We start from the raw sequence: 25,969 nt of genomic DNA on the forward strand, positions 1-25,969 counted from the left end.
TGGTCGAAATTGGGTTTCTGATGAGAAAAGTAGGACTAAAATTGCTGTTAGGGAAAATTAGCGGGAGTAATATGTAGTATCTACTAAGCTAAGATCTGCTTGTATCAATTTTCCTGATAGTAAGATTGAATTGATTTCATGCATCTTATGGGGCACTTTGCGCCCATGCGTGTATTCGTTCCTTCTGAAACCTCTAGTACAGAAAAACGCGTCGCTCTAATTCCGGAATCGGTTAAACGTCTTGTCGCCCTTGGCCTTGAGATCGTGATCGAGTCGGATGCAGGCAAGGCGAGTTATTATCTGGACGAAGACTATAAGGCCGCAGGGGCCAGGATAGCAACTGATCGAGCGGGAGAGCTTTCTGCTGCGGACATCGTTTTGCGAGTTACCAAGCCGTCGACGGAAGATGCCGCTTCGCTTAAGAGCGGCGCTTGGGCGATCGGCTTTTTTGATCCGTTTAACGAGGGCGAGCTGATCGAGCAGTTTGCGAAGGGTGGCGTGACGTCGGTGAGCATGGAGATGATCCCGCGCACGACTTTGGCTCAAAAGATGGATGGTTTGAGTTCACAGGCGAACCTTGCTGGCTACTTTGCCGTTGTTAAGGGAGCGGAGCGTCTCAACCGGATCTTGCCGATGATGATGACGCCGGCCGGGACGATTTCTCCTTCGCGTGTTTTCGTGATCGGAGTGGGAGTTGCCGGTTTGCAGGCGATCGCGACGGCCAAGCGCCTTGGAGCGCGTGTTGACGCTTTCGATACACGCCCGGTGGTCGAGGAGCAGGTCAAGTCGCTCGGGGCTAAGTTCGTGAAGATCGACCTCGGCGAGATGGGGCAGACGGATCAAGGTTACGCCAAGGAGCTAACTGAAGAGCAGAAGGAATTGCAGAAGGCTGGTATGGCTAAGGTTTGCGCTCAGGCGGATATCGTCATCACCACCGCGAAGCTTTTTGGTCGAAAGGCGCCTACCATCGTGGACAAGAAGATGCTCGATGGCATGAAGCATGGCAGCGTGGTCGTGGACCTCGCGGTTGAGTCTGGCGGAAACGTGGAAGGCTCTAAGCTGGACGAGGAGGTCGTGACCGAGAACGGTGTACGCATCCTTGGCATTGGCAAACTCGAGTGCGGTGTGGCTGCTCATGCGAGCCAGATGTATTCGGCGAATTTGTACAATTTCATTGAGCACTTCTGGGATAAGGAAGCGAAGGCTCTGAAGAGCGATTTGAGCGACGAGCTTCTCAAGGGCTGCGTCATTACCCAAGGCGGGAACGTGGTGCACGAACGTTTCGCGAAATAACTTTTAGGCAATAAGTAAAAACTGGATACATTATGGATCTAATACTTTTATTTTTCATTTTCGTGCTCGCGGCCTTTTTGGGGCTGGAGCTGATCAGTAAGGTTCCGTCTCAGCTGCATACGCCGCTCATGTCCGGATCGAACGCGATTTCGGGAATCACGATTGTGGGAGCATTGCTCGCGATCCGAACGGAAGAGCAGGGAACGATGGGAATGATCTTGGGTGTCGCGGCGCTCGTGTTCGCTACCATCAACGTCGTGGGCGGCTATGTGGTGACTGACCGCATGCTGCAGATGTTTAAGAAGAAGGAGAAGTAAGCTGTCATGGAAGCGAACGACCTTATCAATTTGGCGTACGTGGTAGCGGCCACGCTTTTCGTCTTCGGTATCAAGATGCTCGGCTCCGCCGAAACGGCGCGTCGGGGCAATTTGATTTCTGGTTCGGGTATGCTGCTCGCAGTGGTGATTACGCTGCTGGCGGAAGGCTTGGACTATAAATGGATTTTAGGCGGCCTTTTGGTCGGTGGAGCGATCGGCTTGGTCGCGGCGCGTTTGGTCAAGATGACTGCGATGCCGGAACTGGTGGCGCTCTTTAATGGATTTGGCGGTTTGGCGAGTTTGCTCGTTGCGTGGGCTGAGTTCGAAAAGATCAAGGCTTCCGGTTGGGAGGTTTATCAGCTCGAAACGAGCTCAAACCCGACTTTTAGCGGATTTGTGATTTACGCGGCGATGTTGATCGGCGGCGTGACTTTCACTGGCTCGCTTTTCGCCTACGGTAAACTTTCGGGAAAGCTAAGCGGCAGCGCGATCGTGTTTGGCGGCCAGAAGGCGATCAATATTCTCCTGCTTGCGATCCTGATCGGAGTGGGAGCGGTCTTCACTTGGAGCTCGGATCTCGAGCTTACTTACAAGCTGTTCTTAACTGGCGTTGGTCTCTCGCTGCTCTTCGGAATCATGGGTGTGATGCCGATCGGTGGTGGCGACATGCCGGTGGTGATCTCGCTTCTCAACAGTTTGTCCGGGGTGGCGGCGTCGGCTGCGGGCTTTGTGATCGCGAACAACGTTCTGATCGTGGCCGGCTGTTTGGTTGGCGCCAGTGGCCTGATTCTCACTGTGATTATGTGTAAGGCGATGAACCGCTCGCTCGGTAATGTGTTGTTTAGCGGCTTCGGAGCGACCAGCTCTAGCGGCGGCGACGACGATGACCGCGAGCCGAAGGCGATCAGCGTCGAGGATGCGTTCTATGTTCTGGAGGCAGCGAATTCGGTGCTCTTCATCCCCGGCTACGGAATGGCGGTTGCTCAGGCGCAGCACGTGGTGAAGGAGCTTGCCGAGCTGCTCGAGGAGAACGGCACGGAGGCAAACTTCGCGATCCATCCGGTGGCGGGACGTATGCCCGGTCATATGAACGTGCTTCTGGCCGAGGCTGACGTGGAATACGAGAAGCTGCTCGAGATGGACACTGTTAACCCGATCATGCCGACTGTGGATGTGGCGATCGTGATCGGCGCGAACGACGTGGTGAACCCGGCGGCGGCGGAAGATCCAAGCAGCCCGATCTACGGGATGCCGATCATCGAGGCTCATCAGGCGAAGACGGTTTTCGCTCTCAAGCGTGGGCAGGGCAAGGGCTTCTCCGGCTTGGTCAACAAGCTCTTCCTCATGGAGAACACCCGCATGATCTACGGGGATGCGAAGGCAACCATCTCTTCACTGGTCAATGAGCTGAAGGGATAGTTAATCCACCTAAGGAGTTTTTTATTGCAGGACGCTCGGAATCGGGCGTCCTTTTTCTTTTCTCCTCCTATATCAACCAAACTCTATCGAGGGCTTGACTAAATACTACAGTCGTAGTCTGTTTAAGGTCTCGTTGTACCCACTATGGAAAAAGGCCCCAAAATATCAGATGCAGAGTGGGAAGTGATGAAAGTCGTATGGGATCATGCCCCGATGACCGCGACCGAAGTCCTCGAACTTCTGCCTCACGATCAATGGAAACAAAAGACCGTGAACACCTTCTTGGCTCGTTTGGAGCAGAAGGGCGTGATCGAGTCTCAGCGCGAAGGACGCGCGAATGTCTACTCCTGCCTTCTCAGCGAAGGGGAGTGCCGACGGACCGAGGGAAGCCACTTTCTTAGTAAAGTGTTTCGGGGTAAGGTAGCCCCGATGATGCTCCACTTCATCGAGAACGAAGAGTTATCGGATGAAGATTTGGACGAGCTCAGAGCTATCCTCGACCGAAAGGCAAAGTAGTGGCAGATTTATTTTGGTTATATTGGGACGCGTCCGTCCGGTTCGCGTTGTTAAGTTTCGTGATGTTGCTCGCCTTGCCGTTTTTGCGGCGGTGGCTGTCACCGAAGGTTCTTTGCTGGGCTTGGGCGCTGCTGGTGATCCGCTTGTCGTTGCCGATGGCTCTGCCGTTTAGCGGCAGCATTTTCAACCTGAGCGAAAAGCTGCAGCCATCCACTTGGACCAACGTGCTGCGAAGCGGCGTGGTGGACGCAGGCTGGGGCGAGACGATCTTGCCGGTTTTCCGTACGCAGGATGATTTGGTGAGAAGCACCTTGGTTGGCTTTTCGTGGGAACATGCGATGGTCTTGATCTGGGCGATTGGATTTTTCGTTTTGCTAGGGCATCTGATTTTTAACGCGGTTCGTCTGCATCGCTTTTTCTCGCGTGCCGATCGTCAAAATGGCGGGCGCTTGTACGAGATCTTCAAGGATACGCGTCGTCGTTTCGGGATTCACGCCAACGTGCCGCTGCTGGTTTCCAAGGACGTGAAGACACCTGGAATCGCTGGGATTTTTAATCCGCGTGTGGTTATCCCGAAATTTTGCAAGGACGAGCTCAATGACGAGGAAGTGCGCTGCGTTTTGCTCCACGAGCTCACTCACTATAAGCGTGGCGACCTTTTCTTGCACCACCTTCTGATGCTGATCTGCTTCATTCATTGGTATAATCCGTTGGTTTGGCTGGTGTTCCGTCAGTTCAAGATCTCGATGGAGCAGGCTTGCGATCAGGATGTGGTGAACACGGTGAGTATCACGACGGTCCGCGACTACGGCATGACTTTGCTGCGCGTGATGCAGCGTAGCCGCGATGCGCTGGTATCTCCAGCCGGGGCGCTTTGTCTTCTCGGCAACCGCAAGTCCAGCGCTTTGAAGGACCGCATCCAGCTGATCGCTAATCCGCGTCGATCGGCTCCGTTTATGGCGGCGATCGGGGTCTGCTTGTTTGGAGCGTCTTTCGTTTATTCGATCACTGGGGAAGCGGAGGTGGAAACGGAAGCGGAACGTCTCTTGAGTTTGACCAGTTTTCCGGGGGCTTCGCTTTTCAAGGTGAATGGAGATGACCGCTCGCAAGGGCTGGGCATGGATATTGTCCTTGATGCGTCTAGTGTCCGTAGCCCGAGTAGCTGGGTGCAGGAAGTGGATGTTTCTGACATCAAGGGTCGCGAAGTGATTGCTCGTGTGACTTATGATGTGAATCCTGTCGGCAATGGAGAAGAGTTCTGGGTGACGGTTCGCAACGCTACCGGCCAGGTAATAAATTCTAAATCGACTACTGCGGTGAGCAACGCTGGGTCGAACCGGAGGTTTATGGAAATCCGGCTTGGCTTGGCAGGATCGGCAGAGGGGATTGACTACGGACTCAGTTCGAATGGCAGCTCGGGAGTCTGGCTGCGATCCTTTGAGTTGATTGAGACTTCCGCCTCTTCGAGTCGATTAAGACGGGATAGGCTGTAGTTCCCGTTTGGGTACGGAAAATTTTGAGTGCGGTCGGCTTTTGCTGGCCGCGCTTTTTTTGTGGGTAGAGCGTGCCTGCCGTGTTTAGTGCCGCATGGTTTCGATCTTGCAGCTCGGTCCGCCCGGCGGTCGGACCCTACCTAAATATTTAGATTTTCGAAACGGTAAATCGTTGTTCCTCGCTCTTCGTGGTATAAGCTGGAGAAATGAAGAGGGGTGGAAAAGGGCAGCGTGGACGGGGGGCGAGTTCGAACCCGAAGGTGCGTTTTGATCCGCTTGAGATCGAGTTGGATGAAGATGAAATCGAGGGCGAGCGTCCGCTTGCTCGAACTCGTTTTTATGACGATGCTTCGGAGTCGATCATCACGTACAACAAGAGTCCGGATATTCCGTTTTCAGCGAGTGTGAATGCCTATCGTGGGTGCGAGCATGGCTGCGCGTATTGCTATGCTCGTCCGACGCACGAATATTTGGGCTTTTCCGCTGGTCTGGATTTCGAGAGCAAAATAATGGTGAAGCGGCGGGCGCCGGAGCTGCTCAAGAAGGAGTTGGGCGCGAGCCGTTGGAAACCTCAGCAACTCGTGATGAGCGGAGTTACGGATCCGTATCAGCCGATCGAGCGTAAGTTGAAGCTGACACGCCGGTGCCTAGAGGTTTTGGAGGCGTTTGGGAATCCAGTGGGGTTGATTACCAAAAATCGCTTGGTGGTTCGCGACGTGGATATTCTCGGACCTATGGCAGAGAAGCAGCTTTGTTCTGTCTTTGTTTCAATTACGACGCTTGATGCGGAATTGGCTCGAGTGATGGAGCCGCGCACGAGTTCGCCTAAGGCGCGTTTGGAGGCGGTGTCTGCGCTTGCGGGGGCGGGGATACCAGTGGGGGTGATGATGGCTCCGGTAATTCCCGGCTTAAACGACCATGAAATTCCTGCCCTTTTAAAGGCGGCAAAAGAGGCGGGCGCTCAATCGGCGACCTATGTTCTGCTACGGTTGCCGTATGGCGTTAAGGATATCTTCTTCGATTGGGTCGATCAGGCGTATCCGAATCGTAGAGACAAGGTTGAGAGTCGGTTGCGGGATTTGAGGGAGGGAGCTCTCAATCGGACCGCGTTCGGGGAGCGGTTTTCGGGAAAGGGGATATTTGCGGAACAAATCCGCCAACTCTTTGAGGTGAGTCGGCGGCGTGTCGGTTTGGAATCGAAATTGCCTGACGTTTCGACTGAGTTTTTTAGGCGACCTGATTCGCCGCAAATGGAATGGGAGTTTTGAGGTCTAGCCTTCGGCTGGGAAGTCGGGTGATGTGAAGCGTCGCACCTTGCCTTTGTAGATACGAATCTCGCCTTGGATGAGTTCGCCGGTGCCTTCGAGGTCGCCTTGGTAGTAGAGGATCTCGTCGGTGTCGCGGCGGACGGAGAACTTGCGTTGGGTGGGTTCGCCGAGGATGGCGATGACTTCGTCGACTTTCTGACCGGTTTCAATGCCATCCCAAGTGCTAGGCGTGGTCCAGGCTCCGCTGGCTCGGACTTCGGCCTTTTTCAGCTCGACGCGCATGTTGTCGAACCAGGTCTTCTTCTCGCGTGGCTGTATCGGGCCGGTCGCTTGCTGCTGGGCGACGGTGTTGCTTGCAGGTTGCGATTCGACCGCTTCGAGGCGTGCTTCGAGGTTGGCGACTTGCTCGCGCAGGCTCTTGAGTTCGTTGAGAATTTGGTCGAGTCGCTCGTCGGCTTGGATGTTTGGGGCGAGAGCGAGGACGCAGAAGGTGGCGAGGGAAAGGAAGGTTTTGGTGGGCATGCGGGAAATGTGTTCGCTGGAGGGGCGCTACTGCAAGCTCTCTTCTCGCTTAAAAAAGCTTTCAAATGAGGCCGAAGCGGTGGGAATTCTGATGGAGGGCTTCGAGTGTTGGAGATTCGTGCCGAAGGAGTGGGGTGCAGCTCGACTTCCAGTGACTCTTTCGAAACTTCTAACGGTTCTTTCTCTAAAGATCCTCGTGGTGGTTATCATAACCATGACGACGATTTCCGCATTGGCGTGGACGGTGGTGGTGAAGCAAAAGACGTCGGGTCAGGCGTCGGTACATCAGCAAGTGATCAGCGACTTCATTTTTCACGCGCGTGAGTTGAGTTTGCTCTACAACGTCCGTGACTTGGGTGACGAAAGCGCGGTCGACTTCTTGGTACGGAGTCGCTTGCAGAGATGCGAGGAGGGGATCCTGTTTATGCAAGCTGATTTGCAGGCCCGTGATCGCTATGGCTGGGATCGAGTGGAGCGGGTATTTGAAGACTACCGGACGGCGGTAGGAAGGCATCTGTCGGATCCGGAGAGTGAATCTTACGAATGGGACTTTTTCGAAAAGACTGAGATATTGGAGCTGGCTCTCTCGTCACTGGAGTCGAAGGCGGAGCAGGTCCTGCTGGCTCAAGAGAGAGCGATTGCCAGGACGAAGTGGATGGCGATGGCGGGGTCGTTGGTTACGCTCCTTGCTTTGGTCTTGTTTTACCTGAGAACGATTCGTGAGACGATTCGCCGCTTGTCGATGCCGATTATCTTGCTGTCTCGATCAGCAGATCGAGCGGTGCGTGGGGAGAAGTCTTTCCGGTATCGAAAGTCGGAGGTTTTGGAGCTGCAGAGTTTGGGAGCGAGCTTGAAGACGTTTTCCACTGGCATGCACGAGCTTGTCGCTGAGCGAACTGCTGAGCTGATGGAGGCGAACAGGGAGCTCGAAACCCAGATCGAGCGAGCGGAGGCGTTTGCTCGGCAGGCGAAGGCGGCTGAGGCGTCAAAGTCGCACTTCCTCGCGAGCATGAGCCATGAAATTCGTACTCCGATGAATGGTATCATCGGAATGAATACGGTGTTGCAGGAGACTCCTTTGAACGAGTTGCAGCGTCGCTACGTCAAGACCATGGCTCACAGTTCGGAAGCGTTGATGGTGTTGATCGACGATATTTTGGATTTCTCGAAGATCGAGGCGGGGAAGCTGAAGATCGAAAGCAATCCTTTCGATGTCGTCGAAGTGTTGGAGGAGGTGTCGAATCTTTTCGCGATGAACGCGTCTCAGAAGGGGCTGGACTTTGTTTGCCTTAGCGGGGGGAAGATGAGCGAGCCTGTGATTGGGGATAGCTATCGCCTGCGGCAGGTGCTTTCGAATCTGGTAAACAACGCGATCAAGTTCACGAAAAAGGGGCGCATCGAGTTGGGGATGGAGTTGACCGAGACTGGCGGTGGAGGTCCGCAGGTTAAGCTTTGGGTTAGAGATACTGGGATCGGCATGTCGAAAGAGGTGCGTGGCAAGCTCTTTCAGGCGTTTTCGCAGGCTGATTGCTCGACCTCTCGGAAGTTTGGCGGAACTGGGCTAGGGCTAGCCATCAGCCAAAGACTGGTTGAGCTGATGGGAGGCAGGATTGGAGTTGATAGCGTGGAAGGCGAGGGATCGACATTCTGGATACAGGTTCCTTGTCGGCTTGCGGAAGGCCCTTTCTATGAGCTTGGTTTTGAAACGCAAAGAGCTCTTGATGGAAGGCGTCTATTGTTGGTTTCGGAGCGCTTGTCGTTAGCTGAGTCGATCCAAGGGGCTCTTCAGTCGGTGGGCGTGCCTGCTGGGTGGGTGAGAGACTTTGAGTCTGTCTTCGAGTATTTAGAGCAGTCGAGCGCAAAGAACCGGGAGGTCACTGACGTTATTTTCGACGAGTCTTTGGGGTTTGAGAAATGGGAGGAGCTTTTCGGGGGCTTTGCTGATGAAGGTTTGTTGAAGTTTCTGATGTTGGCGGATGCGACTTCGCGAAAGGCGAGCACGGAGTTGAACCGTAAAGGGCTTCGTCTGCTTCATACACCTGCCTCTGCAAGGCGTATCCTGGACGCAATTACGCTGAGTGAAGAGGACTCTGGCCAAGCGAGAATCGAAAGGGAGCGGGTGCCGCAATTCCCTGAGGCGAAGATTCTGCTGGTGGATGACAACGATGCGAATCGCTTCGTCGCGGAGGAGTTGTTCCGTCGCTATGGGATCACCCCTGATCTTGCGTCAAATGGACGGGAGGCGTTCGAGGTGTTTCGCGAAGCGCGTTACGACTTGGTATTTATGGATTGCATGATGCCCGAGCTTGATGGCTATGAGACTACGAGAAAAATCCGTAGTTGGGAAGAGAGTACAGGGCGTGATGCTGTCCCGATCGTGGCCTTGACCGCAAGCGCGATGGCGGGAGATCGGGAGCGTTGCTTGGACTCGGGTATGAGCGACTATCTCTCGAAGCCGATACGTCCGAAGGCGCTGACTGATAAGCTTCTGCTCTACCTCGGTGAGCCTTTGTCTTGCGAGCCTGCTCTTGAGTTGGAGAGCTTGATCAAACCTGCTGTGAAGGTGGTCGAGGAAGCGGGTGAGCGTTTGTTTGATTTGGCGGAATTGATCGAGATGTTCGGAGAGGATGGCGCTCTGATCGAGAGCTTGCTAGGAAACTACCTCGAATCGCTTGATCAGTCTTTAGCCGATTTGCAGGGGGCGATCGGGGAGCGGTCCAACATAGAAGAGGCCCGCCTGCACTCGCATACGATCAAGGGAAGCTCGCGAAATTTCGGGGCGATGCGCTTGGGAGGGATCGCTGAGGAGATCGAAACGGCCTGTGTGGCTGGGGATTGGGGACTGGTTGAATCTAAGATGCACGCGCTTCCTCCGGTGGTGGCAGAAACGCAGGAGGAGATTGGACGGGCTCTCAAAGAACGCTTCCATGCTTAGTCCGGTTTGCTGGATCGGGATTGGGCACGAAAAAGCCCTCGCTGTGTAGGCGAGGGCGGAAGGTTTCGTTAGATCGCTGTTTTAGCGGTTCGACATCTTGCGGAGGCTCTTGAAAGCGAAGGCGGAGACGGCGAGCGCTGCGATGACGGTGAGGATCGTGGCCCAGTTGAGCGGACTCTCGTTGTGAGTGTGAGGAACGCCGCTGGTGTGGGCGCTGGCGCTGGCGGCGATGAGGAGTGAAGCGAGGCTTGCGAGTGTCTTTTTCATTTTATCAAGTTGAAGTCAGGGTTGGCGGATCGAGTGTGTCTGGATGCGGCGTTGAAGCTCGCTGATGGAAAGGTTGTGCTCTTGCGCTAGTTGCTTGAGGGATTCGTATTCGAGTTTAATTTTCGTTTTCCCGGAGGGGAGGATCGATTCTTTAGCTAGAAGCTTACCAAACTCCGTTTCCAAGGCAACCTTTCTTCTTTCGAGGATTTTGCGTTCGGTTTGGTAGTAGCGGACGCCGATGCTGCTCGTGTTTTCGAGGATGTAGTCGGCGATTTTGTCTCGGCTCTTTTCGTCGCCCAAGGCGGAGAGTAGGAGGCCGGGACGTCCCTTTTTCATCAGGGTTTGGGTGAAATGGAAATCGATGGCTCCTGCGGCGAGCAGTCCGTCCTGAAAGTCGTTGCCGAGAAGTTCCGAGGAGGAGTCGTCGATATTGGTTTCGATGACCCAAATCGGAGGGGCTTGCGTGGCGGCGTTTTCCAGTAGGGAAACTCGCACTACGTTGGCCGAGTTGAAATTCTTCTGGCCGGGACCGTAGGCGATTTGCTTTGTCGGGCTTGGCGGCGAGGAGAAGGTTGGGTTGAGGTATTTGAGAATGGCCGCTCCGGTTGGGGTGCAGCGTTCGCCGGCTTCTTCGCCCTTGTAGGTGGGCAGGCCTTTGAGGATGTCGGCAGTCGCGGGCGCGGGGACGGGGAGGACTCCGTGCTGGGTTTTCACGGTTCCGAATCCCACGCAGATGGGATCGCAGTAGGTTTGTGCGATATCGAGCTTTTCAAGCAAGACGGCGCAACCGACGATATCTAGGATCGAGTCTACGCCGCTCACTTCGTGGAAGTGGATCTTCTCCAGGGGGATGCCGTGAATCCGCGATTCCGATTCTCCGATGATTTGGAAAATGGATTTGGCGATGTCCTTCGCTCTGTCGTTGATGTTCGCGTTTTCGATTAGCGAAACGATGTCGGAAAGGTGGCGATGAGCTCCGTGGGAGTGTGAATGGGCGTCGTGCTTATGGGTTTCTTCGGATGTATCCGTTATCTTGATATGTCGGCAAACGATGCCGTTTTTATCGAGGGTCTGGATTTCGATCTTTCCGTCGTGAAGGTGCAGGGCCTGCGGGAGCTTTTCGATTTCCTCGTAGGCGTCTGCTAGGTCGCAAAGAGCGCTGAGCAGCATGTCTCCGGCTACTCCAGAGAAGGGCTCGATGTAGAGTGTGTTTGGCATTGGCTCAGGAGGCGTTAGCGAGAATGCGATAGGCGGCCATGGCGGCTCCGTAGCCGTTGTCTATGTTGACGACGCTGATGCCGTTCGCGCAGCTGGCGAGCATGGTGTTGAGGGCGACTTGGCCTCCTTCGGACACGCCGTAGCCTACGGAGGCGGGGACGGCGATGATGGGTTGTGGGAGCAAGCCTCCGACGGCGGTGGGCAGGGCTCCTTCGAAACCGGCAACCACGATGAGGACCTTGTATTTTTTAAGCTCTTCTACTTTTCCGAGGAGGCGGTGGATCCCGGCGATGCCGATATCGTTGTAGCGGGCTGCATGGCATCCGAGGAACTGAAGGGTGTAGTAGGCCTCGTTGACGACGTAGAGGTCCGAAGTTCCTGCGGAGAGGATTGCCACTCCGTTTGACTCGGATTCGTCGCTTTCTATTTTTTTGAGTAGGAAGGCTCCGGAGGTCTCGTCGTAGTGGCTCCCGGCGAATTCCTGGGTGAGCACTTGGCCTTTTTCAGCTTGTACTTTCGTGGCTAGGGCGTTGAGGCCTTTTTCCTGATAGGACTGTAGTATGTCTCTTAATACAGGGAGTGGCTTGCTGGCTCCGTATATTACCTCGGGGAAGCCGAGGCGGTCGGAACGGTTGAAATCGAGTTCGAATTCGTTGCTCATTTAGATTCGGATAAGGCTCTGTTCAGTTTCCCGGATACAAGTCCTTCGAGGTCAACCGTTGTTTTTGAGAAACCGATTTGCGAGAAGACGGGGCTTATGGCTGGTAAGGCTTGCTGCAGCTCCTTCAGCTTGGGCTGCGGGACTTCGATACGGGCTTCTGTCCCGAAGTGACGCACGCGGGCTTCCTTGAAGCCGAGTTCCTTGAGGTGGATTTCGGCGGTTTCGATTTGGCTGAGCTTTTCGCGGGTCACTGGCTGGCCGTAGGGAATGCGTGAGCTGAGGCAAGGGCTGGCGGGCTTGTCCCAATTGGAAAGGCCGAAATGGTGGGCGAGTTGGCGGACGGAGGCTTTGTCGATGCCACACTCCGAGAGGGGGGAGCGGACTTGGTGTTGTTGGGCGGCTTGCAAGCCGGGGCGGTAGTCGCCGAGGTCGTCGCTGTTGGTGCCGTTGAGGGCGACGAATCCGGGGAGCTTGTCTAGGACTTCGCTGAGATCCTGGTAGAGGTGGGTCTTGCAGGCGTAGCAGCGGTTGACGGGGTTTGTGTTGTAGGCTTCGTCGTCGAGTTCTTGGGTGTTGATAATCTCGAGTCGGATGTCGTTTTCGCGGCAAAATGCTTTGGCTTCCTCCAGATCGGCCCGTTTGAGGCTGGGGGAGTCTGATATGCAGGCGATGGCGTGATCTTTTCCCAGGTATTTTCGGGCAAGGTAGATCACTAGCGCCGAGTCGACTCCGCCCGAGAATGCGGTCAGGCCGCCAGGGATCTGGGTGAACCAGCCGCTGAGTCGATCGAGCTGGGAGCTGATTTTATTCTGTTCAGGCATGTTGTTTGGCGGAGTCAGGCCCTCCTGTCGAAAGGGGTAGTTTTTGCAGGAACGAGAAAGTAGACCTAGGTGTTGCGGGGGGGCGAGCAATTGTAGCCGAAATCTGGCGACTCATGGAGTTTTCCCGTTAAACTAGGGGGAATACGGGCTCCGAAATTGGCTCTCGGTTTTGCGAAAATGGGAAAAGTGTGTTTTTTAGACGCGGGTTTCCGAATGGGACTTTAGGCCATGTGGGCAATAGTTTGATACGGTTTCTGGAAACGAGAGATATGATAGAGACAGGCGAGGGCAAACGGTTGGTTGAGCAGTGGACAGCGAGTCCCCCGGATCGTGAGCGTCGCGTTCTGCTGATTCAGGAGTGCGACGTCGATAAGGACTTTTTGGAGCAAACTCTCAAGGCGAAGGGCTTGAAGGATCGTTACTCGGTCGTGCCGGCCCCTTCGGCGGAGGCGGTGGTGGGGCAGCTGAGGAACAAGGCGTTTGATGTGGCCTTGCTGGATCTCGGGCTTAGCAGCGAGGTGGATTTTGGTCTGCTCGCGGAGCTTGTGAACCTAGCGGTTTGCCCGGTGCTGGTGCTTAGTTGTTTGGAGGATGAGGGGATTGCTCGAGCGGTGATGCAGCATGGGGCTCAGGAGTGTTTGAGCAAAAATGGTCTTACCGGGATCATGCTGGAGCGATCGATCAGCCACTCGATCGAGCGTTTCCGGCTGATGTCCGAGTTGTCTAAGGCGAAGCAGAAGGCGGAGGCGGCCTCTCAGGCGAAGAGCGATTTTCTGGCGGTGATGAGCCATGAGTTCCGCACGCCGATGAATGGGATTTTGGGAGGCGTGAACTTGCTGGAGAATCTCTGTGATAAGCCGCAGGCCCGAGAGCTGTTGCATATGATGAAGCAGTGCGCGGAGAGTCAGCTCACTTTGATCGGCGACGTTTTGGACATCAGCAAGATCGAGGCCGGTGGAATGGAGCTCGCTTATGAGGCATTTAGTCCGCGGGACCTCATTTCGTCGGTATTGAGCTCGGTTGCCTACGATGCCCGGGAAAAGGGGATCCGGCTCGCGGTGGACATCGACGCTTCGATGCCTCGCCAGCTCGTTTCGGACGCTCGGCGGCTGAGGCAGGTTTTGATGAATTTGGTCGGGAACGCCGTGAAGTTCACTCCAAGAGGCGAGGTCCGTATCCAGGCCAAGCTGATAAAGGGATCTCTAGTGGAGTTCCGCGTGAGCGACACTGGAATAGGGATCGCTTCGAAGAATCTCGAATCGATTTTCGATACCTTCACGCAGGTGGACTCGTCCTACAGTCGACGCTATCAGGGGACTGGCTTGGGTTTGGCGATCTGCAAGCGCCTCGTGAAGATGCTAGGCGGGACGATCCGGGCGGAGAGCGAACTTGGGCAGGGTTCGACTTTTCACTTCACGATCGCCTCCCGCGATCCGGAAGAGGTTGAAGCGGATCTGCGCCAATTGGAGGGGGAAAACTCCGTGCGATTCTCGGAGGCTTATCCCCTTTCTATTCTAGTAGTCGAGGATAGCCCGCTGGTCCGGAACTTCATGACGGCCACTCTCGCCAAGCTCGGTTACTCAGCTCACGAAGCCGAGAGCGGATCCCAAGCGTTGCAGCTCGCCGACGCCAATTTGTATGACGCGATCTTCGTGGACGTGAGAATGCCTGATCTCGACGGCTTCGAAACGGCCAGCATGCTGTTCGACAAGCAAGAAGGGGGAGATGGGGCGAAACCGTTTGTAGCGGCTATCACGGCTACCGTTACCTCTGATATCCGCAAACGGTGCGAGCAGCTCGGGATCGCCAAGCTCCTCAGCAAGCCAATTGCGGTGGAAGATATCCGCGGTGTGCTGAGGGCCGCGAGTATGCAGGCTTCGAATCGTCCCGGAAGGGGATAGGGAGAGAGCCCCTGCCAGCGCCAAGGAGAAGATCCCTAGGATCCCCTTGATGATTGCCTCGGTCTGCGGGGTGGTAAGTTCTGCGCTCTATTATGTGAAAGTTGAGGGTGCCCACATTTTAGCTTGTGGGCCGTTCGATTAGCCATAGTACTTTATCATAACATTCAATTATATATATTGATGCACAGAATGACGACTACTAATAGTAGCCGTTTTTTTGTCGTGTAATATACACGCTATCAGCGATTTAGCATTTTAGAGAACTAACCCAAAAACAGGCTTATGATCGATCACAACGAAGAAAGAAAGGGGCTGCACTGCCCAGAAATGGAGCACGACAGCTGTGGTATCGGTTTTGTGGCGAATTTGAAGGGCCGTAAGTCCCACGACGTGATTGAGAATGCGTTGGTGATGCTCACCAACATGGAGCACCGCGGTGGTACTGGCTATGACGTATGCTGTGGTGACGGCGCTGGTCTTCTCATCCAGGTTCCCCACGCATTCTTCCTAGAAGAGCTCTCAAAGCGTGACATCCGTCTCCCTGCTGCCGGCGACTACGGCGTAGGTATGGTCTTCTTCCCAGCCGACGAGGCGAAGCGCGAAGAGTGCCGCGAGCTCCTCAACCGCAATCTCGAAACCCTCGGCATGTCCGTGATCTGCTACCGCGAGGTACCACGTGACAACTCAACACTCGGTCAGGCGTCCCTCGACACTGAGCCAAACGTAGAGCAGGTCTTCGTCGAGAAGCCAGAAGAGCTCTCCGCTATCGAGTTCGAGCGTAAGCTATACGTTGCTCGTAACTACTCTATCCACCTCGCCCGCGAAACGGTCAGCGGCATTGGCGACGATTTCTACATCATCTCCATGTCTGCGCGCACCATTACTTATAAGGGCCAGCTGACAACCGCACAGGTTCGCGAGTACTACCTCGACCTGCAGGACGATCGCACGGTTTCCGCCCTCGCGATGTTCCACTCGCGCTTCTCAACTAATACTTTCCCAGCGTGGCGCTTGGCTCAACCGTTCCGTTTCCTCTCCCACAACGGTGAGATCAACACGGTCCGCGGTAACATCAATTGGATGCGTGCTCGCGAAGAGCTGCTCGAGTCTGACGCCTTCTCCAAAGAAGAGCTCAAGATGCTCCACCCGATCTGCGACAGCCACATGTCCGACTCGTCCAACTTGGATATGGTCATCGAGCTGCTCGTACTCAGCGGCCGTCCGCTCGCTCACGTTATGATGATGGCGATTCCGGAAGCATGGCAGAAGCAGGACGACATGGATCCGCTCAAGCGCGCGTTCTACGAGTATCACTCCTGCATCATGGAGCCATGGGATGGTCCCGCTTCTATCTCTTTCACCGACGGTAATGTAATCGGTGCGACTCTCGACCGCAACGGTCTACGTCCATCCCGCTTCCTCGTAACCAGCGACGACATGCTCGTCATGGGTTCTGAAACAGGAAGCTTGGTGGTCGACCAGTCCAAGGTCGTTCGCAAGGGTCGCCTCCAGCCAGGTAAGATCTTCATCGCTGACCTCGAGCAAGGCCGCATCATCTCCGACGACGAGGTGAAGCAGGACATCAGCTCCCGTCAGCCGTACGGAGAGTGGCTCAAGGACAACAAGATCACGCTCGAAGAGCTTCCGACTCCGGAAGGCAGCGTGACTCCAAAGAGCAACTACAAGCTGCAAAACCGCCAAAAGGCATTCGGCTACACTGAGGAAGATCTCAACCTCATCCTCGCCGGCATGGTTGGCACAGCTAAGGAGCCTCTCGGTTCCATGGGTGCGGACAACCCGCTCGCAGTTCTCTCCGACAAGCCGCAGCACCTCTCCAACTACTTCAAGCAACTCTTCGCGCAGGTAACCAATCCGCCGATCGACCCGATCCGTGAAGAGATGGTTATGTCGCTGCAGAGCTACATTGGTGGTTCGCTCAACCTTCTCGACGAAGGTCCACGCCACTGTCACAAGATCGAGATCCGTCAGCCAGTTCTCTCCAGCGAAGATCTTCTCAAGATCAAGCACATCGACCACGACCATTTCCAAGCTCGTGCGATCGACTGTACGTTCCCAGCCAACGGTAAGGAAGGCGCGCTCAAGCATGCTCTTGAGCGTATCTGTCGTGATGCGAAGGACGCTGCAGCCGAAGGCTACCAGATCATCATCCTCTCTCACCGCAACATCGACAGCGACCACGCTCCAGTGCCTTCGCTCCTCGCGACTGGCGCGGTTCACCACTACCTCATTCGCAAGGGCCTCCGTGCTGATGCGGAAATCGTAGTGGAAGCGGGAGACGTTTGGGAAACTCACCACGTAGCAACTCTCGTTGGCTACGGCGCGGCGGCAGTTAACCCATACCTCGCTCTGGAAACACTTTCCGCTCTCCGCGACGAAGGTGTAGTTAATTCTGAATACGACGACGCGACCCTCTACACTCGCTACTGCAAGGCGGTTAACAGCGGTCTGCTCAAGATCTTCTCCAAGATGGGTATCTCGACTCTGCAGTCTTATCAAGGCGCGCAGATCTTCGAAGCTCTCGGTGTTAACAAGAAGGTCATCGACAAGTACTTCGCCGGTACTGTCAGCCGAATCGAAGGTATCGGACTCGACGAGATCGCTAAGGAAGCGGTTGCCAAGCACCGTGCAGGTTTCCCGCTCGACAGCGATATCTACGACGAGCAGGAACTCGACTCCGGTGGTTCTTACGCTTGGCGTAAGGATGGAGAGCGTCACCTCTTCAACCCGACTACAATCCGTCTTCTCCAGCAAGCGACTGCGACCAACAATACTGACGTATTCCGCGAATACGCTCGCAACGTTGATGACCAATCTCGCGACGCTTACACGCTGCGCGGCTTGATGAAGTTTAAGTCTGACCGCACTGCGATCCCTCTCGAAGAAGTCGAGCCAGCGGAAAAGATCTTCAAGCGCTTTGCGACTGGAGCGATGTCCTTCGGTTCGATCTCTTGGGAAGCGCACACTACACTCGCGATTGCGATGAACCGCCTTGGTGGTAAGTCCAACTCTGGTGAGGGTGGCGAAGACCCAATCCGTTTCACACCAGAGGAAAACGGTGACTCCATGCGTTCTGCGATCAAGCAGGTAGCATCTGGCCGTTTCGGTGTTAACTCTTACTACCTCACCAATGCGGACGAGCTTCAGATCAAGATGGCTCAGGGCGCGAAGCCAGGTGAAGGTGGACAGCTCCCAGGTCACAAGGTTGACGCTTGGATCGGCAAGACTCGTGGCTCCACTCCTGGTGTAGGCCTCATCTCGCCACCTCCTCACCACGATATCTACTCAATCGAGGATTTGGCTCAGCTGATCTACGACCTCAAGAACGCTAACCGTGATGCGCGTATCAACGTGAAGCTCGTTTCTGAAGCGGGTGTTGGCACGATCGCCGCGGGTGTTTGTAAGGGCTACGCAGACGTTGTATTGATCGCTGGATACGACGGCGGTACAGGTGCGTCGCCACTCAGTTCTATCAAGCACGCTGGTCTTCCATGGGAACTCGGCCTCGCCGAAACTCACCAGACTCTCGTTCGCAACCGTCTCCGTAGCCGAATCGTCGTCCAGACAGACGGTCAGCTCAAGACGCCACGCGACCTTGCGATCGCAACCCTTCTCGGTGCAGAAGAGTGGGGTAGTGCGACAGCGGCACTCATCGTTGAAGGCTGTATTATGATGCGTAAGTGTCACTTGAATACATGCCCAGTCGGTGTTGCTACTCAGAACCGCGAACTCCGTAGCCGTTACCGCGGTAAGGTTGAGCACGTTGTGAACTTCTTCACTATGATGGCTGAAGGTCTCCGTGAGATCATGGCTGAGCTCGGATTCCGCACCGTTGACGAAATGGTAGGTCAGAGCCAGTGCCTCGAGTTCCGTGACGATGTTGATCACTGGAAGTACGGAAACGTCGACCTTTCTCCGATCCTCTTCAAGCAAGAGCCATTCGAAGGTGACAGCCTCTACCAGACTGTCGAGCAGAAGCACCTCATCCACGACATCGTGGACCGCAAGCTCATCAAGGATGCCGCTGGCGCTCTCGCTGACTGCGAAAAGGTCAAGCTCGAGTATGAGATTGTGAATACGGACCGTGCTGTTGGCGCGATGCTCTCGAATGAGATTTCCAAGATCTACAAGGGTGACGGTTTGCCGGAAGGTACAGTCGACGTGAAGTTCAAGGGATCCGCTGGTCAGAGTTTTGGCGTTTTCACCGCGAAGGGTGTTCGCTTCGAGCTCGAAGGGGATTCGAACGACTACTTCGGTAAGGGCCTCTCGGGCGGTACGCTCGTTGTCTACCCAGACAAGACCGCTCCATTCAAGGCACGTGAAAACGTGATCGTCGGAAACGTCGCCTTCTTCGGTGGCACAAGCGGTGAAGCGTTTATTCGCGGTATCGCTGGTGAACGCTTCTGTGTTCGTAATTCCGGTGTCACTGCAGTCGTCGAAGGCGTTGGTGATCACGGTTGTGAATACATGACTGGCGGTCGCGCAGTTATCCTTGGCGATACTGGACGCAACTTCGCGGCAGGTATGTCCGGCGGTGTGGCTTACGTCCTCGACCGTGACGGCACCTTTGCTTCCAAGTGCAACATGGAGATGGTTCGCCTCGCCGCTGTTGATAAGGAAGAGCACAAGTCCGAACTTAAGGGTCTCGTCGAGAAGCACCTGCAGGAAACCGGGTCCGATGTGGCGAAGGAGCTGTTGGAAGATTGGGACGCTTCGCTAGAGAAGTTCGTTCTGGTTATGCCAACCGACTACGAGCACATCCTCAACCTCATGGAGAAGGCTCGTGCGACGAACAAGTTCGACAACGAATACGATATCGCGGTGGAAGCCTTCGATATGCACCTCGCCTCACTCGCGTAACCCCACGAAGAAAGACACCGAAGGAGATATAGAACCATGGGAAAACCTACAGGATTTCTAGAACAAGACAGAGAAAACGCGACTGACCGTGACCCCATCCTGCGCCTCGGCGACTGGAAGGAAGTTCACGAGGAAATGCCGGAGCCTGAAATCAAGAAGCAGGCTGCTCGTTGCATGGATTGTGGCGTTCCTTTCTGCCACGCTGGCGACTCTTACCACTTCACTGGTATCGCGGGCTGCCCAGTCAACAACCTCATCCCTGAGTGGAACCACCTCGTTTACAAGGGCCGCTGGCAGGACGCTTACGGGCGTCTGATGAAGACAAACAACTTCCCGGAATTCACCGGTCGCGTTTGTCCTGCTCCTTGTGAAAGCTCTTGCGTACTGGGCATCAATCAGAAGCCAGTTACCATCAAGCACCACGAGGTATCCATCATCGACCGCGCGTTTGAGGAAGGTTGGGTTAAGGCTAGCCCACCGGAAAAGCGCACTGGCAAGAAGGTGGCGGTTGTCGGCTCCGGCCCTGCTGGCCTCGCTTGCGCGGATCAGCTCAACCAAGCCGGTCACAACGTAGTGGTTTACGAGCGTGCCGATCGCCCAGGTGGTCTGCTCATGTACGGTATTCCGAACATGAAGCTCGAGAAGGAAGTTGTTCTTCGCCGTATCAAGCTCATGGAGGACGAAGGCGTCCAGTTCCGTTGTGGCGTTGAGATCGGTAAGGACATCGCTGCTTCCCGACTCAAGGACGATTACGATTCAGTTGTCATCTGTACTGGCGCTACTAAGCCACGTGATCTTCCTGTTCCAGGCCGCGAACTCAATGGCGTTCACTTCGCGATGGAGTTCCTCGGCGCGAACACAAAGAGCCTTCTCGATTCCAACCACGAAGACGGCAACTACATCTCTGCCAAGGGCAAGAACGTAGTCGTAATTGGTGGTGGTGACACAGGTACTGACTGTGTGGGTACATCTCTCCGCCATGAGTGTGAGAATGTTATCCAGCTCGAAATCATGCCGAAGCCAAGCGAAGAGCGTGCTCCAGGTAACGAGTGGCCACAGTACGCACGTGTACTCAAGGTCGACTACGGCCAGGAGGAAGCGATCGCAAAGCAAGGTGAAGATCCTCGCCAGTACCTCGTAATGACTAAGGAGTTCCTCGGCGACGAGAACGGCAACCTCCGTGCTCTCAAGACTGTAGAAGTTGAATGGAAGAAGAATCCAGAAGGACGCTTCATCCCAGCTGAAGTTGAAGGTTCCGAAAAGGAAGTACCTGCTCAGCTCGCGCTTCTCGCAATGGGCTTCCTCGGTCCAGAGCAGACTGTTATCGAGCAACTCGGTGTAGCGACTGATGAGCGCAGTAACGCGAAGGCTGACTACGGCAAGTACCACACCAGCGTAGATGGCATCTTCGCAGCTGGTGACGCTCGTCGTGGCCAAAGCTTGATCGTTTGGGCGATCAACGAAGGTCGTGGAGCGGCTCGTGCCGTTGATAAGCACTTGATGGGTGCGACTACGCTTCCTCTGTAAGGATAAGCGATAAACACTTTCTACGGCGTATCGAGTGATCGGTACGCCGTTTTTTTGTTCGTAGCGCGGTGCTTAAGCCCGAGGCTGTATTGCAGGATCCGCTCTTCGAGGACGCGGGCTGAAGCGCCGCGCTACGGGGTGGCTTTCCAGCGATTTTCCCTCACTTTAATCGAACCGTTTGTGGTGGCTTCCCGACTTCTTGGGAAACGCAGGATGAAACGTGATTCGAAACAGGTCTTAACTGAGCTTCTTGTTCTGAGAACCCAAGGGGGTGAAGAACGGGCTTTCACCCAGCTCTACGAGTTATGGGCGAAGGATGTGCTCAAGTTTGCCAGTTTCGTGGTCAAGGATTCCCAGGCTGCTGAGGAGATCGCCCAGGAAGGGTGGGTCTCGGTGGCTAAGGCTTTGCGAAAATTGGATGATGCCACTCGATTCCGAGCTTGGCTGTTCCAGATCGTAAGACGGCGTTGCATAGATTGGATACGTAGACGACAGACCGAGAGAAAGGGGATGGAGGCTTTAAAAGAAGAGCGAGCTTCGCAGGAGACTCAGCGAGAGTCTCAAAGCGAAGAGTCAGCTGTTCTTAGTGAGGCGATCCAGAAAATGGATACGGATACTCGTTTGTTGATCCATCTGTTTTATGAATCAGGGCTAACGGTTGCGGAAGCAGCGGTGGCGTTGGAATTGCCCGCGGGCACGGTGAAGTCGCGGTTGTTCGCGATTAGGGAAAAGTTAAAGAAAGAACTGGAAAGGACACTGAAATGAGTGACTTAGATGATAAGATTCGGGAAGCCCTCGCGGATTCCGGTCAAAAGGAGGAGCTCTTCAAGGAGCAAAGCTTGATGGCGGAAGCGGTAGCGCCGTTTAAAGGCAAACGCCGTTGGGTAAACGTGGTTGGGCTATTCTATGGCGTACTCGGTTTCGCGATCGCGGTTTGGGGAGGATACAAATGCTTCTATGCCGAGGACACGCGGGTTCAGGTGATTTGGTTAGGCGTATTCTTCGTAGGTATTCTGTTGAACGCGTTTCTTAAAGTCTTCTTCTGGATGGAGATGCATACGAACCGCGTTCTTCGAGAGGTGAAGAGAGTGGAGCTTTTGCTCGTTGAGAGAAAAAAGGATGAGGATGGCTCGTAGTGTTTTTTGTGCTGAGAATGTGGATACTGGGTAGTAGGGTGTTCCACCTGCTGGGCTTGGCTGGGGTGAGGTGTTTTTAGAAGACTGTAGGTGCTTTGCGGGGCTCTAGGTCAAATAGGTCAACTGTTGAATTGAGAAGGGGTGGACCGATCGCGTGGGTTTTGCGACTGTTTGGTCAACGAAAGACAGCACAATCTTAGCGAGAGGGTCTGCCTCCCTCTTTTTCGGACCTCAAGCAGGTCACCCTTACCAACCCACTCACCAATACCCTGTATCAACTGACAGTCGCTTTTTTTAAAGTGCTTACCCCTTATATAGTTCTCTAGTAGCCGCTGTATCCCATTTTGCTAGCTCTAGAGTGCGAAGGCTAGGAACACTCTATCCTTCCTTTCTTAGTTAATGCCGACTCAAGGCTTAGGGGCGGAGCTATGCTTGAATTTGTAGATGTATGTCAGGTTTGGATACTAATTTCTACAAACTATACACTAACTATGAAGTACAGATGGAAAAAAACTGCCCGCTACTCCTTTGGAGGGGCTCTGACGTTCGCATTGGCGAGCGTTCCTGGCACTTATGCTCAGGATGACGAGGAAGAGGTGTTCGAGCTCTCGCCGTTTACGGTTACGGGTGAAGACGATCGTGGTTATGAAGCGACGAGCACCTTGGCGGGTACACGTATCCGTACCAACTTGAAGGATCTCGCGAGTCCGATCTCTATTGTAACGGAGCAGTTCTTGGAGGACACTGGTGCGACTTCTACAGAAGATTTGCTCCTTTATACCGGCAACACAGAAGTCGCGGGTCCGGATGGCAATTACGGAGGCGGCGACGCTCAAAGAACGAACCCAAACACCGCTCGCGTTCGTGGCTTGGGCAATCCAGACCGTACTCGAAATTACTTCCTAACGGACATTGGTTTTGATTCCTACAATACGAATCGTGTTGCGGTTGCTAAGGGGCCAAATGCGATGCTTTTCGGATTGGGTAGTCCCGCCGGCATCATCAACAACAACCTTAAGGAAGCTGTGTTCAGCGATGAGAACCGCTTGCAGTTGCGTCTCGGTAGCTGGGAGTCGCATCGCGAAGTGATCGATTTGAATCGCGTCTTGATCGAGGATCAGCTGGCGGTGCGCTTGATCGGTTTGAATGATCAGGCGAAGTTCAAGCAGGAGCCTGCCTATGATGACAAGCAACGTCTGTATGGAGCGATTACATACAAGCCTCTGGAGAAGACCACGATCAAGGCCAACTTCGAGTTGGGCTCGCGTGATGCTGCTCGTCCGAGAACAAGTTCCCCGACTTCCAACATTCCGAATTGGGTAAAGGATGGTATGCCGACTACTACCGGCAACTACAATCAGGTTGGATTCGGTGGCTATGGTGGAAACCGCGCTCCTCAGTTTATTTATGACAGCCCTACTGCGACAGAGCCATCGCTTGGTTTTGACCCAGCTCCCGCTACGAAGGGACCGGATGGGATCACTCGCTCTCACTATACTTACGTCAACCGTGAGGACGAGGGGGGCAATGGATTCAGCAACGGTGTTTTGACTGATGATACCAGATGGGTGTTCGACTTCCGAAATCAATCTCTGGGAGGGATCGATAACACGCAGGAAATTTCCTTCGACGTGTTTAATATCACGGTAGAGCAGGAGCTCACTGATAAAGCTGGTATCCAGCTTAGCTACAACGACGAGACTCACTACCGTTTTACGCGTGACCGGGTTGAAAACAACATTCGCGTCGATGCGAGCACCTACCTGCCTTACTTCGTTAGCGACGGAGCAGGCGGCACCATGGATCCGCTTAATCCGTATGTAGGCCGTCCTTACGTCACCATGACCGAGCGAATGAGCGGTACTGAAAGCATGCGTGAAGCCCTTGAGCTAAAAGGGTATTACGACATCGACTTCGCAGAGACTACAGACGGTATGGGTTGGCTCGGACGCCACGTCTTCACCGGTGTCTATGCTCAGCAGTCTCGAGACGTTCTCCGCTGGGGCAATAGCTACGGTAGCTCCATCACAGGTGAAGCTGAGTCGGTGCTGGAAGGAAATCGTAACCGCGACTTCACGGCTGCCTCTTGGGACCGCCGTGGTCAAGGGAAGCGCTACCTCGGCCCAGCTATCACAGGCATTCCGTCCAGTGGCCATGTCGCACAGGGCGTCATGACAGGCGGGACTCCGCGTCTGAATGAGTTCCAGGCTTGGATGTACGATGCATCGGCTACGCCGATCGTAGACGGCCATAACGGCGCGTACCGTGAAGTGAATGCGACGATGCATGTCGATCCGATCACTTCCGCTTCCATCGATCGCCAGGAGATCGACTCTCTGGCTCTCACTGCTCAGAGTTTCTTCTTCAACAATAACCTCGTAGTGACTGCGGGTTGGCGTGAGGACGAGGCTTCTTCCTTCCGTGATGGTCGTCCAACTACGACTGCCGATAACATTGCTCTGGTGGAATCTCTCGAACTTCCAGGAGACCCTGACGATGTGACTAAAGACAGCGTCTTCTCCTATGGTGTTGTGGGTCACGTGCCTAGCGCGTGGACGGATCGTATGGGCATCAGTTTGAGCGCTCACTATGGCGAATCTGAGAACTTCGTACCTTCGCCAGGGCGTGTTTCGCTTCTAAATGTTGAGCACCCGGATCCAAAGGGTGAAACAACCGAGTACGGTTTTGCGGTGGGCGCGTTTGAGGACAAGCTTCACCTCAAGGTTAACTGGTACGAGACGATCTCCAAGAACCAGACGGACAACTCTTTGGGACCAGGAAATATCCCGAATTGGGAGCGTCTCTTCTACAACAATGTTCGCAATTCGCTTCAGGAAATGGAGCTGCGCGATCCTGAGGATCCTTCGCAAGGCTACTGGCCAAACAATATCAACTGGGCGGATACGTACACTTTGCCTCCTCTGGGAATGCGCGAGCTGTTCTGGAATCCTGTTGAGCCAGATCCAGGCGTAGGTGGAACGCCGAGTGTTTCCGATAGCCCGAACCCGAATGTAACAGGCGTTTCTGACTTCTCATCTGAGGGTCTTGAAATCGAGGGTGTTTGGAATCCAACTACAAGCTGGACGATTGCATTCAACGCGACTCAGAACGAGGTGATTAAGACCAATGTTCTTAAATCCTACCTCGAGTACTTCAATATTCGCGAACCGCAATGGGTTGCGATGGGGGATTTGATTGCTCGTCCAAACACTTACAAGAATGAGAACCCGCAAACCATCTACGAGCGTACTCGTAACGTGCAGTGGAAGCGCTTGCTGGAGCAGGTCACCCAGGATGGCGCGTTGAGTCACGAGATCCGTGAGTGGCGCTACAATATCTCTACCAACTACCGCTTTTCTCGGGAAGGTAAGATGAAGGGCTGGTCTGTTGGTGGCGCATGGCGCTGGCAGGACGAAGTGGCTGTCGGTTTCCGTAACGGCTTTATCGATGCCTCCCAGTATGGCGCGACTGGTCTGGACGATGTTCCTGTTGTGGACGTGACTCAGCCGATCTACGCCCCATCTACGGAAAACCTCGACCTCTGGTTCGCGTACAAGCGCAAGATCTTCGATGACAAGGTTGATTGGAGAATTCAGCTCAATGTTCGTAACGTTCTGGACAACGACGATCTGATTGTGACTGCTGTCGATCCGGATGGGCTGCCAACTCGAGTTCGCATCATGAACCCGATGAACTTCATGCTCACCAGTACTTTCGACTTCTAGTATTTGAGATTTTCATACGCAAACGGCTGCCGAAAATCCGGCAGCCGTTTTTTTTTGTAGCGCGGTGCTTTA

18 protein-coding genes are annotated in these 25,969 nt (G+C 54.5%); 13 read left to right on the forward strand and 5 right to left on the reverse strand.

All coding sequences use genetic code 11. From position 1 onward, the window contains the following. The first annotated feature begins 165 nt into the window (after positions 1–165). The 6 genes from JIN87_RS18085 to JIN87_RS18110 all read left to right on the forward strand — a co-directional run bounded on the left by JIN87_RS18085 (position 166) and on the right by JIN87_RS18110 (position 6,306). Positions 166–1,293, forward strand: coding sequence for a Re/Si-specific NAD(P)(+) transhydrogenase subunit alpha (locus tag JIN87_RS18085; protein WP_200357010.1), 1,128 nt, complete (start codon positions 166–168; stop codon positions 1,291–1,293). Positions 1,294–1,325: 32 nt separating this feature from the next. Further along, on the forward strand, positions 1,326–1,610 hold the full coding sequence (locus JIN87_RS18090) for an NAD(P) transhydrogenase subunit alpha part 2 (RefSeq protein ID WP_200357011.1): 285 nt from the start codon (positions 1,326–1,328) through the stop codon (positions 1,608–1,610). Positions 1,611–1,616: 6 nt separating this feature from the next. Then, entirely contained in the window at positions 1,617–3,029 is a 1,413-nt protein-coding gene (locus JIN87_RS18095) for an NAD(P)(+) transhydrogenase (Re/Si-specific) subunit beta (protein ID WP_200357012.1), read from the forward strand. A gap of 144 nt (positions 3,030–3,173) precedes the next feature. Further along, on the forward strand, positions 3,174–3,545 hold the full coding sequence (locus tag JIN87_RS18100; protein ID WP_200357013.1) for a BlaI/MecI/CopY family transcriptional regulator: 372 nt from the start codon (positions 3,174–3,176) through the stop codon (positions 3,543–3,545). Beyond that, on the forward strand, positions 3,545–5,038 hold the full coding sequence (locus JIN87_RS18105; RefSeq protein WP_200357014.1) for a M56 family metallopeptidase: 1,494 nt from the start codon (positions 3,545–3,547) through the stop codon (positions 5,036–5,038). The genes JIN87_RS18100 and JIN87_RS18105 overlap by 1 nt, the downstream gene beginning before the upstream one ends. Positions 5,039–5,244: 206 nt before the next feature. Continuing rightward, positions 5,245–6,306: a PA0069 family radical SAM protein gene (locus JIN87_RS18110; RefSeq protein ID WP_200357015.1), complete on the forward strand. Its 1,062-nt coding sequence runs from the start codon at positions 5,245–5,247 to the stop codon at positions 6,304–6,306. A gap of 3 nt (positions 6,307–6,309) precedes the next feature. Here JIN87_RS18110 and JIN87_RS18115 read toward each other — a convergent pair whose 3' ends face one another. Further along, positions 6,310–6,828 carry a hypothetical protein gene (locus JIN87_RS18115; protein ID WP_200357016.1) on the reverse strand — a complete coding sequence of 173 codons (519 nt, stop codon included), beginning with the start codon at positions 6,826–6,828 and terminating at the stop codon, positions 6,310–6,312. On the opposite strand from JIN87_RS18115, the gene JIN87_RS18120 reads away from it, so the two are divergent. Beyond that, a complete protein-coding gene (locus JIN87_RS18120; protein WP_200357017.1) occupies positions 6,827–9,763 on the forward strand; it encodes an ATP-binding protein in 2,937 nt (978 codons plus the stop codon). The genes JIN87_RS18115 and JIN87_RS18120 overlap by 2 nt on opposite strands. Positions 9,764–9,844: 81 nt before the next feature. Here the strand turns inward: JIN87_RS18120 and JIN87_RS18125 are convergent, their stop codons facing one another. From JIN87_RS18125 to larE, 4 genes are read right to left on the reverse strand one after another with little or no spacing between them, the layout of a single operon-like run. Further along, positions 9,845–10,030, reverse strand: a complete 186-nt coding sequence (locus JIN87_RS18125) for a hypothetical protein (RefSeq protein WP_200357018.1) — start codon at positions 10,028–10,030, stop codon at positions 9,845–9,847. A gap of 15 nt (positions 10,031–10,045) precedes the next feature. Continuing rightward, positions 10,046–11,248 carry a nickel pincer cofactor biosynthesis protein LarC gene (larC, locus tag JIN87_RS18130; RefSeq protein WP_200357019.1) on the reverse strand — a complete coding sequence of 401 codons (1,203 nt, stop codon included), beginning with the start codon at positions 11,246–11,248 and terminating at the stop codon, positions 10,046–10,048. 4 nt (positions 11,249–11,252) lie between these two features. Beyond that, complete coding sequence (larB, locus tag JIN87_RS18135) at positions 11,253–11,909, reverse strand: nickel pincer cofactor biosynthesis protein LarB (RefSeq protein WP_200357020.1); 657 nt, start codon at positions 11,907–11,909, stop codon at positions 11,253–11,255. Next, complete coding sequence (larE, locus tag JIN87_RS18140; protein ID WP_200357021.1) at positions 11,906–12,730, reverse strand: ATP-dependent sacrificial sulfur transferase LarE; 825 nt, start codon at positions 12,728–12,730, stop codon at positions 11,906–11,908. Before larE ends, larB begins: the two co-directional genes overlap by 4 nt. A gap of 269 nt (positions 12,731–12,999) precedes the next feature. Here larE and JIN87_RS18145 point away from each other — a divergent pair, with 269 nt between their 5' ends. The 6 genes from JIN87_RS18145 (at position 13,000) to JIN87_RS18170 (ending at position 25,897) form a co-directional block, all read left to right on the forward strand. After that, entirely contained in the window at positions 13,000–14,631 is a 1,632-nt protein-coding gene (locus tag JIN87_RS18145) for a response regulator (protein WP_200357022.1), read from the forward strand. Between the two features lie 282 nt (positions 14,632–14,913). After that, positions 14,914–19,509 carry a glutamate synthase large subunit gene (gltB, locus tag JIN87_RS18150; protein ID WP_200357023.1) on the forward strand — a complete coding sequence of 1,532 codons (4,596 nt, stop codon included), beginning with the start codon at positions 14,914–14,916 and terminating at the stop codon, positions 19,507–19,509. Positions 19,510–19,545: 36 nt separating this feature from the next. After that, complete coding sequence (locus JIN87_RS18155; RefSeq protein WP_200357024.1) at positions 19,546–21,036, forward strand: glutamate synthase subunit beta; 1,491 nt, start codon at positions 19,546–19,548, stop codon at positions 21,034–21,036. 213 nt (positions 21,037–21,249) lie between these two features. Then, positions 21,250–21,801 (forward strand): RNA polymerase sigma factor, encoded by a 552-nt coding sequence (locus JIN87_RS18160; RefSeq protein WP_200357025.1) that lies wholly within the window; start codon positions 21,250–21,252, stop codon positions 21,799–21,801. Next, positions 21,798–22,172, forward strand: coding sequence for a DUF6768 family protein (locus JIN87_RS18165; RefSeq protein WP_200357026.1), 375 nt, complete (start codon positions 21,798–21,800; stop codon positions 22,170–22,172). Before JIN87_RS18160 ends, JIN87_RS18165 begins: the two co-directional genes overlap by 4 nt. Before the next feature lie 491 nt (positions 22,173–22,663). Further along, positions 22,664–25,897 carry a TonB-dependent receptor gene (locus JIN87_RS18170; protein WP_200357027.1) on the forward strand — a complete coding sequence of 1,078 codons (3,234 nt, stop codon included), beginning with the start codon at positions 22,664–22,666 and terminating at the stop codon, positions 25,895–25,897. Positions 25,898–25,969 lie beyond the last annotated feature (72 nt).

The sequence above is a fragment of the Pelagicoccus mobilis genome, from assembly GCF_016595505.1.
Taxonomy (GTDB): domain Bacteria; phylum Verrucomicrobiota; class Verrucomicrobiia; order Opitutales; family Opitutaceae; genus Pelagicoccus; species Pelagicoccus mobilis.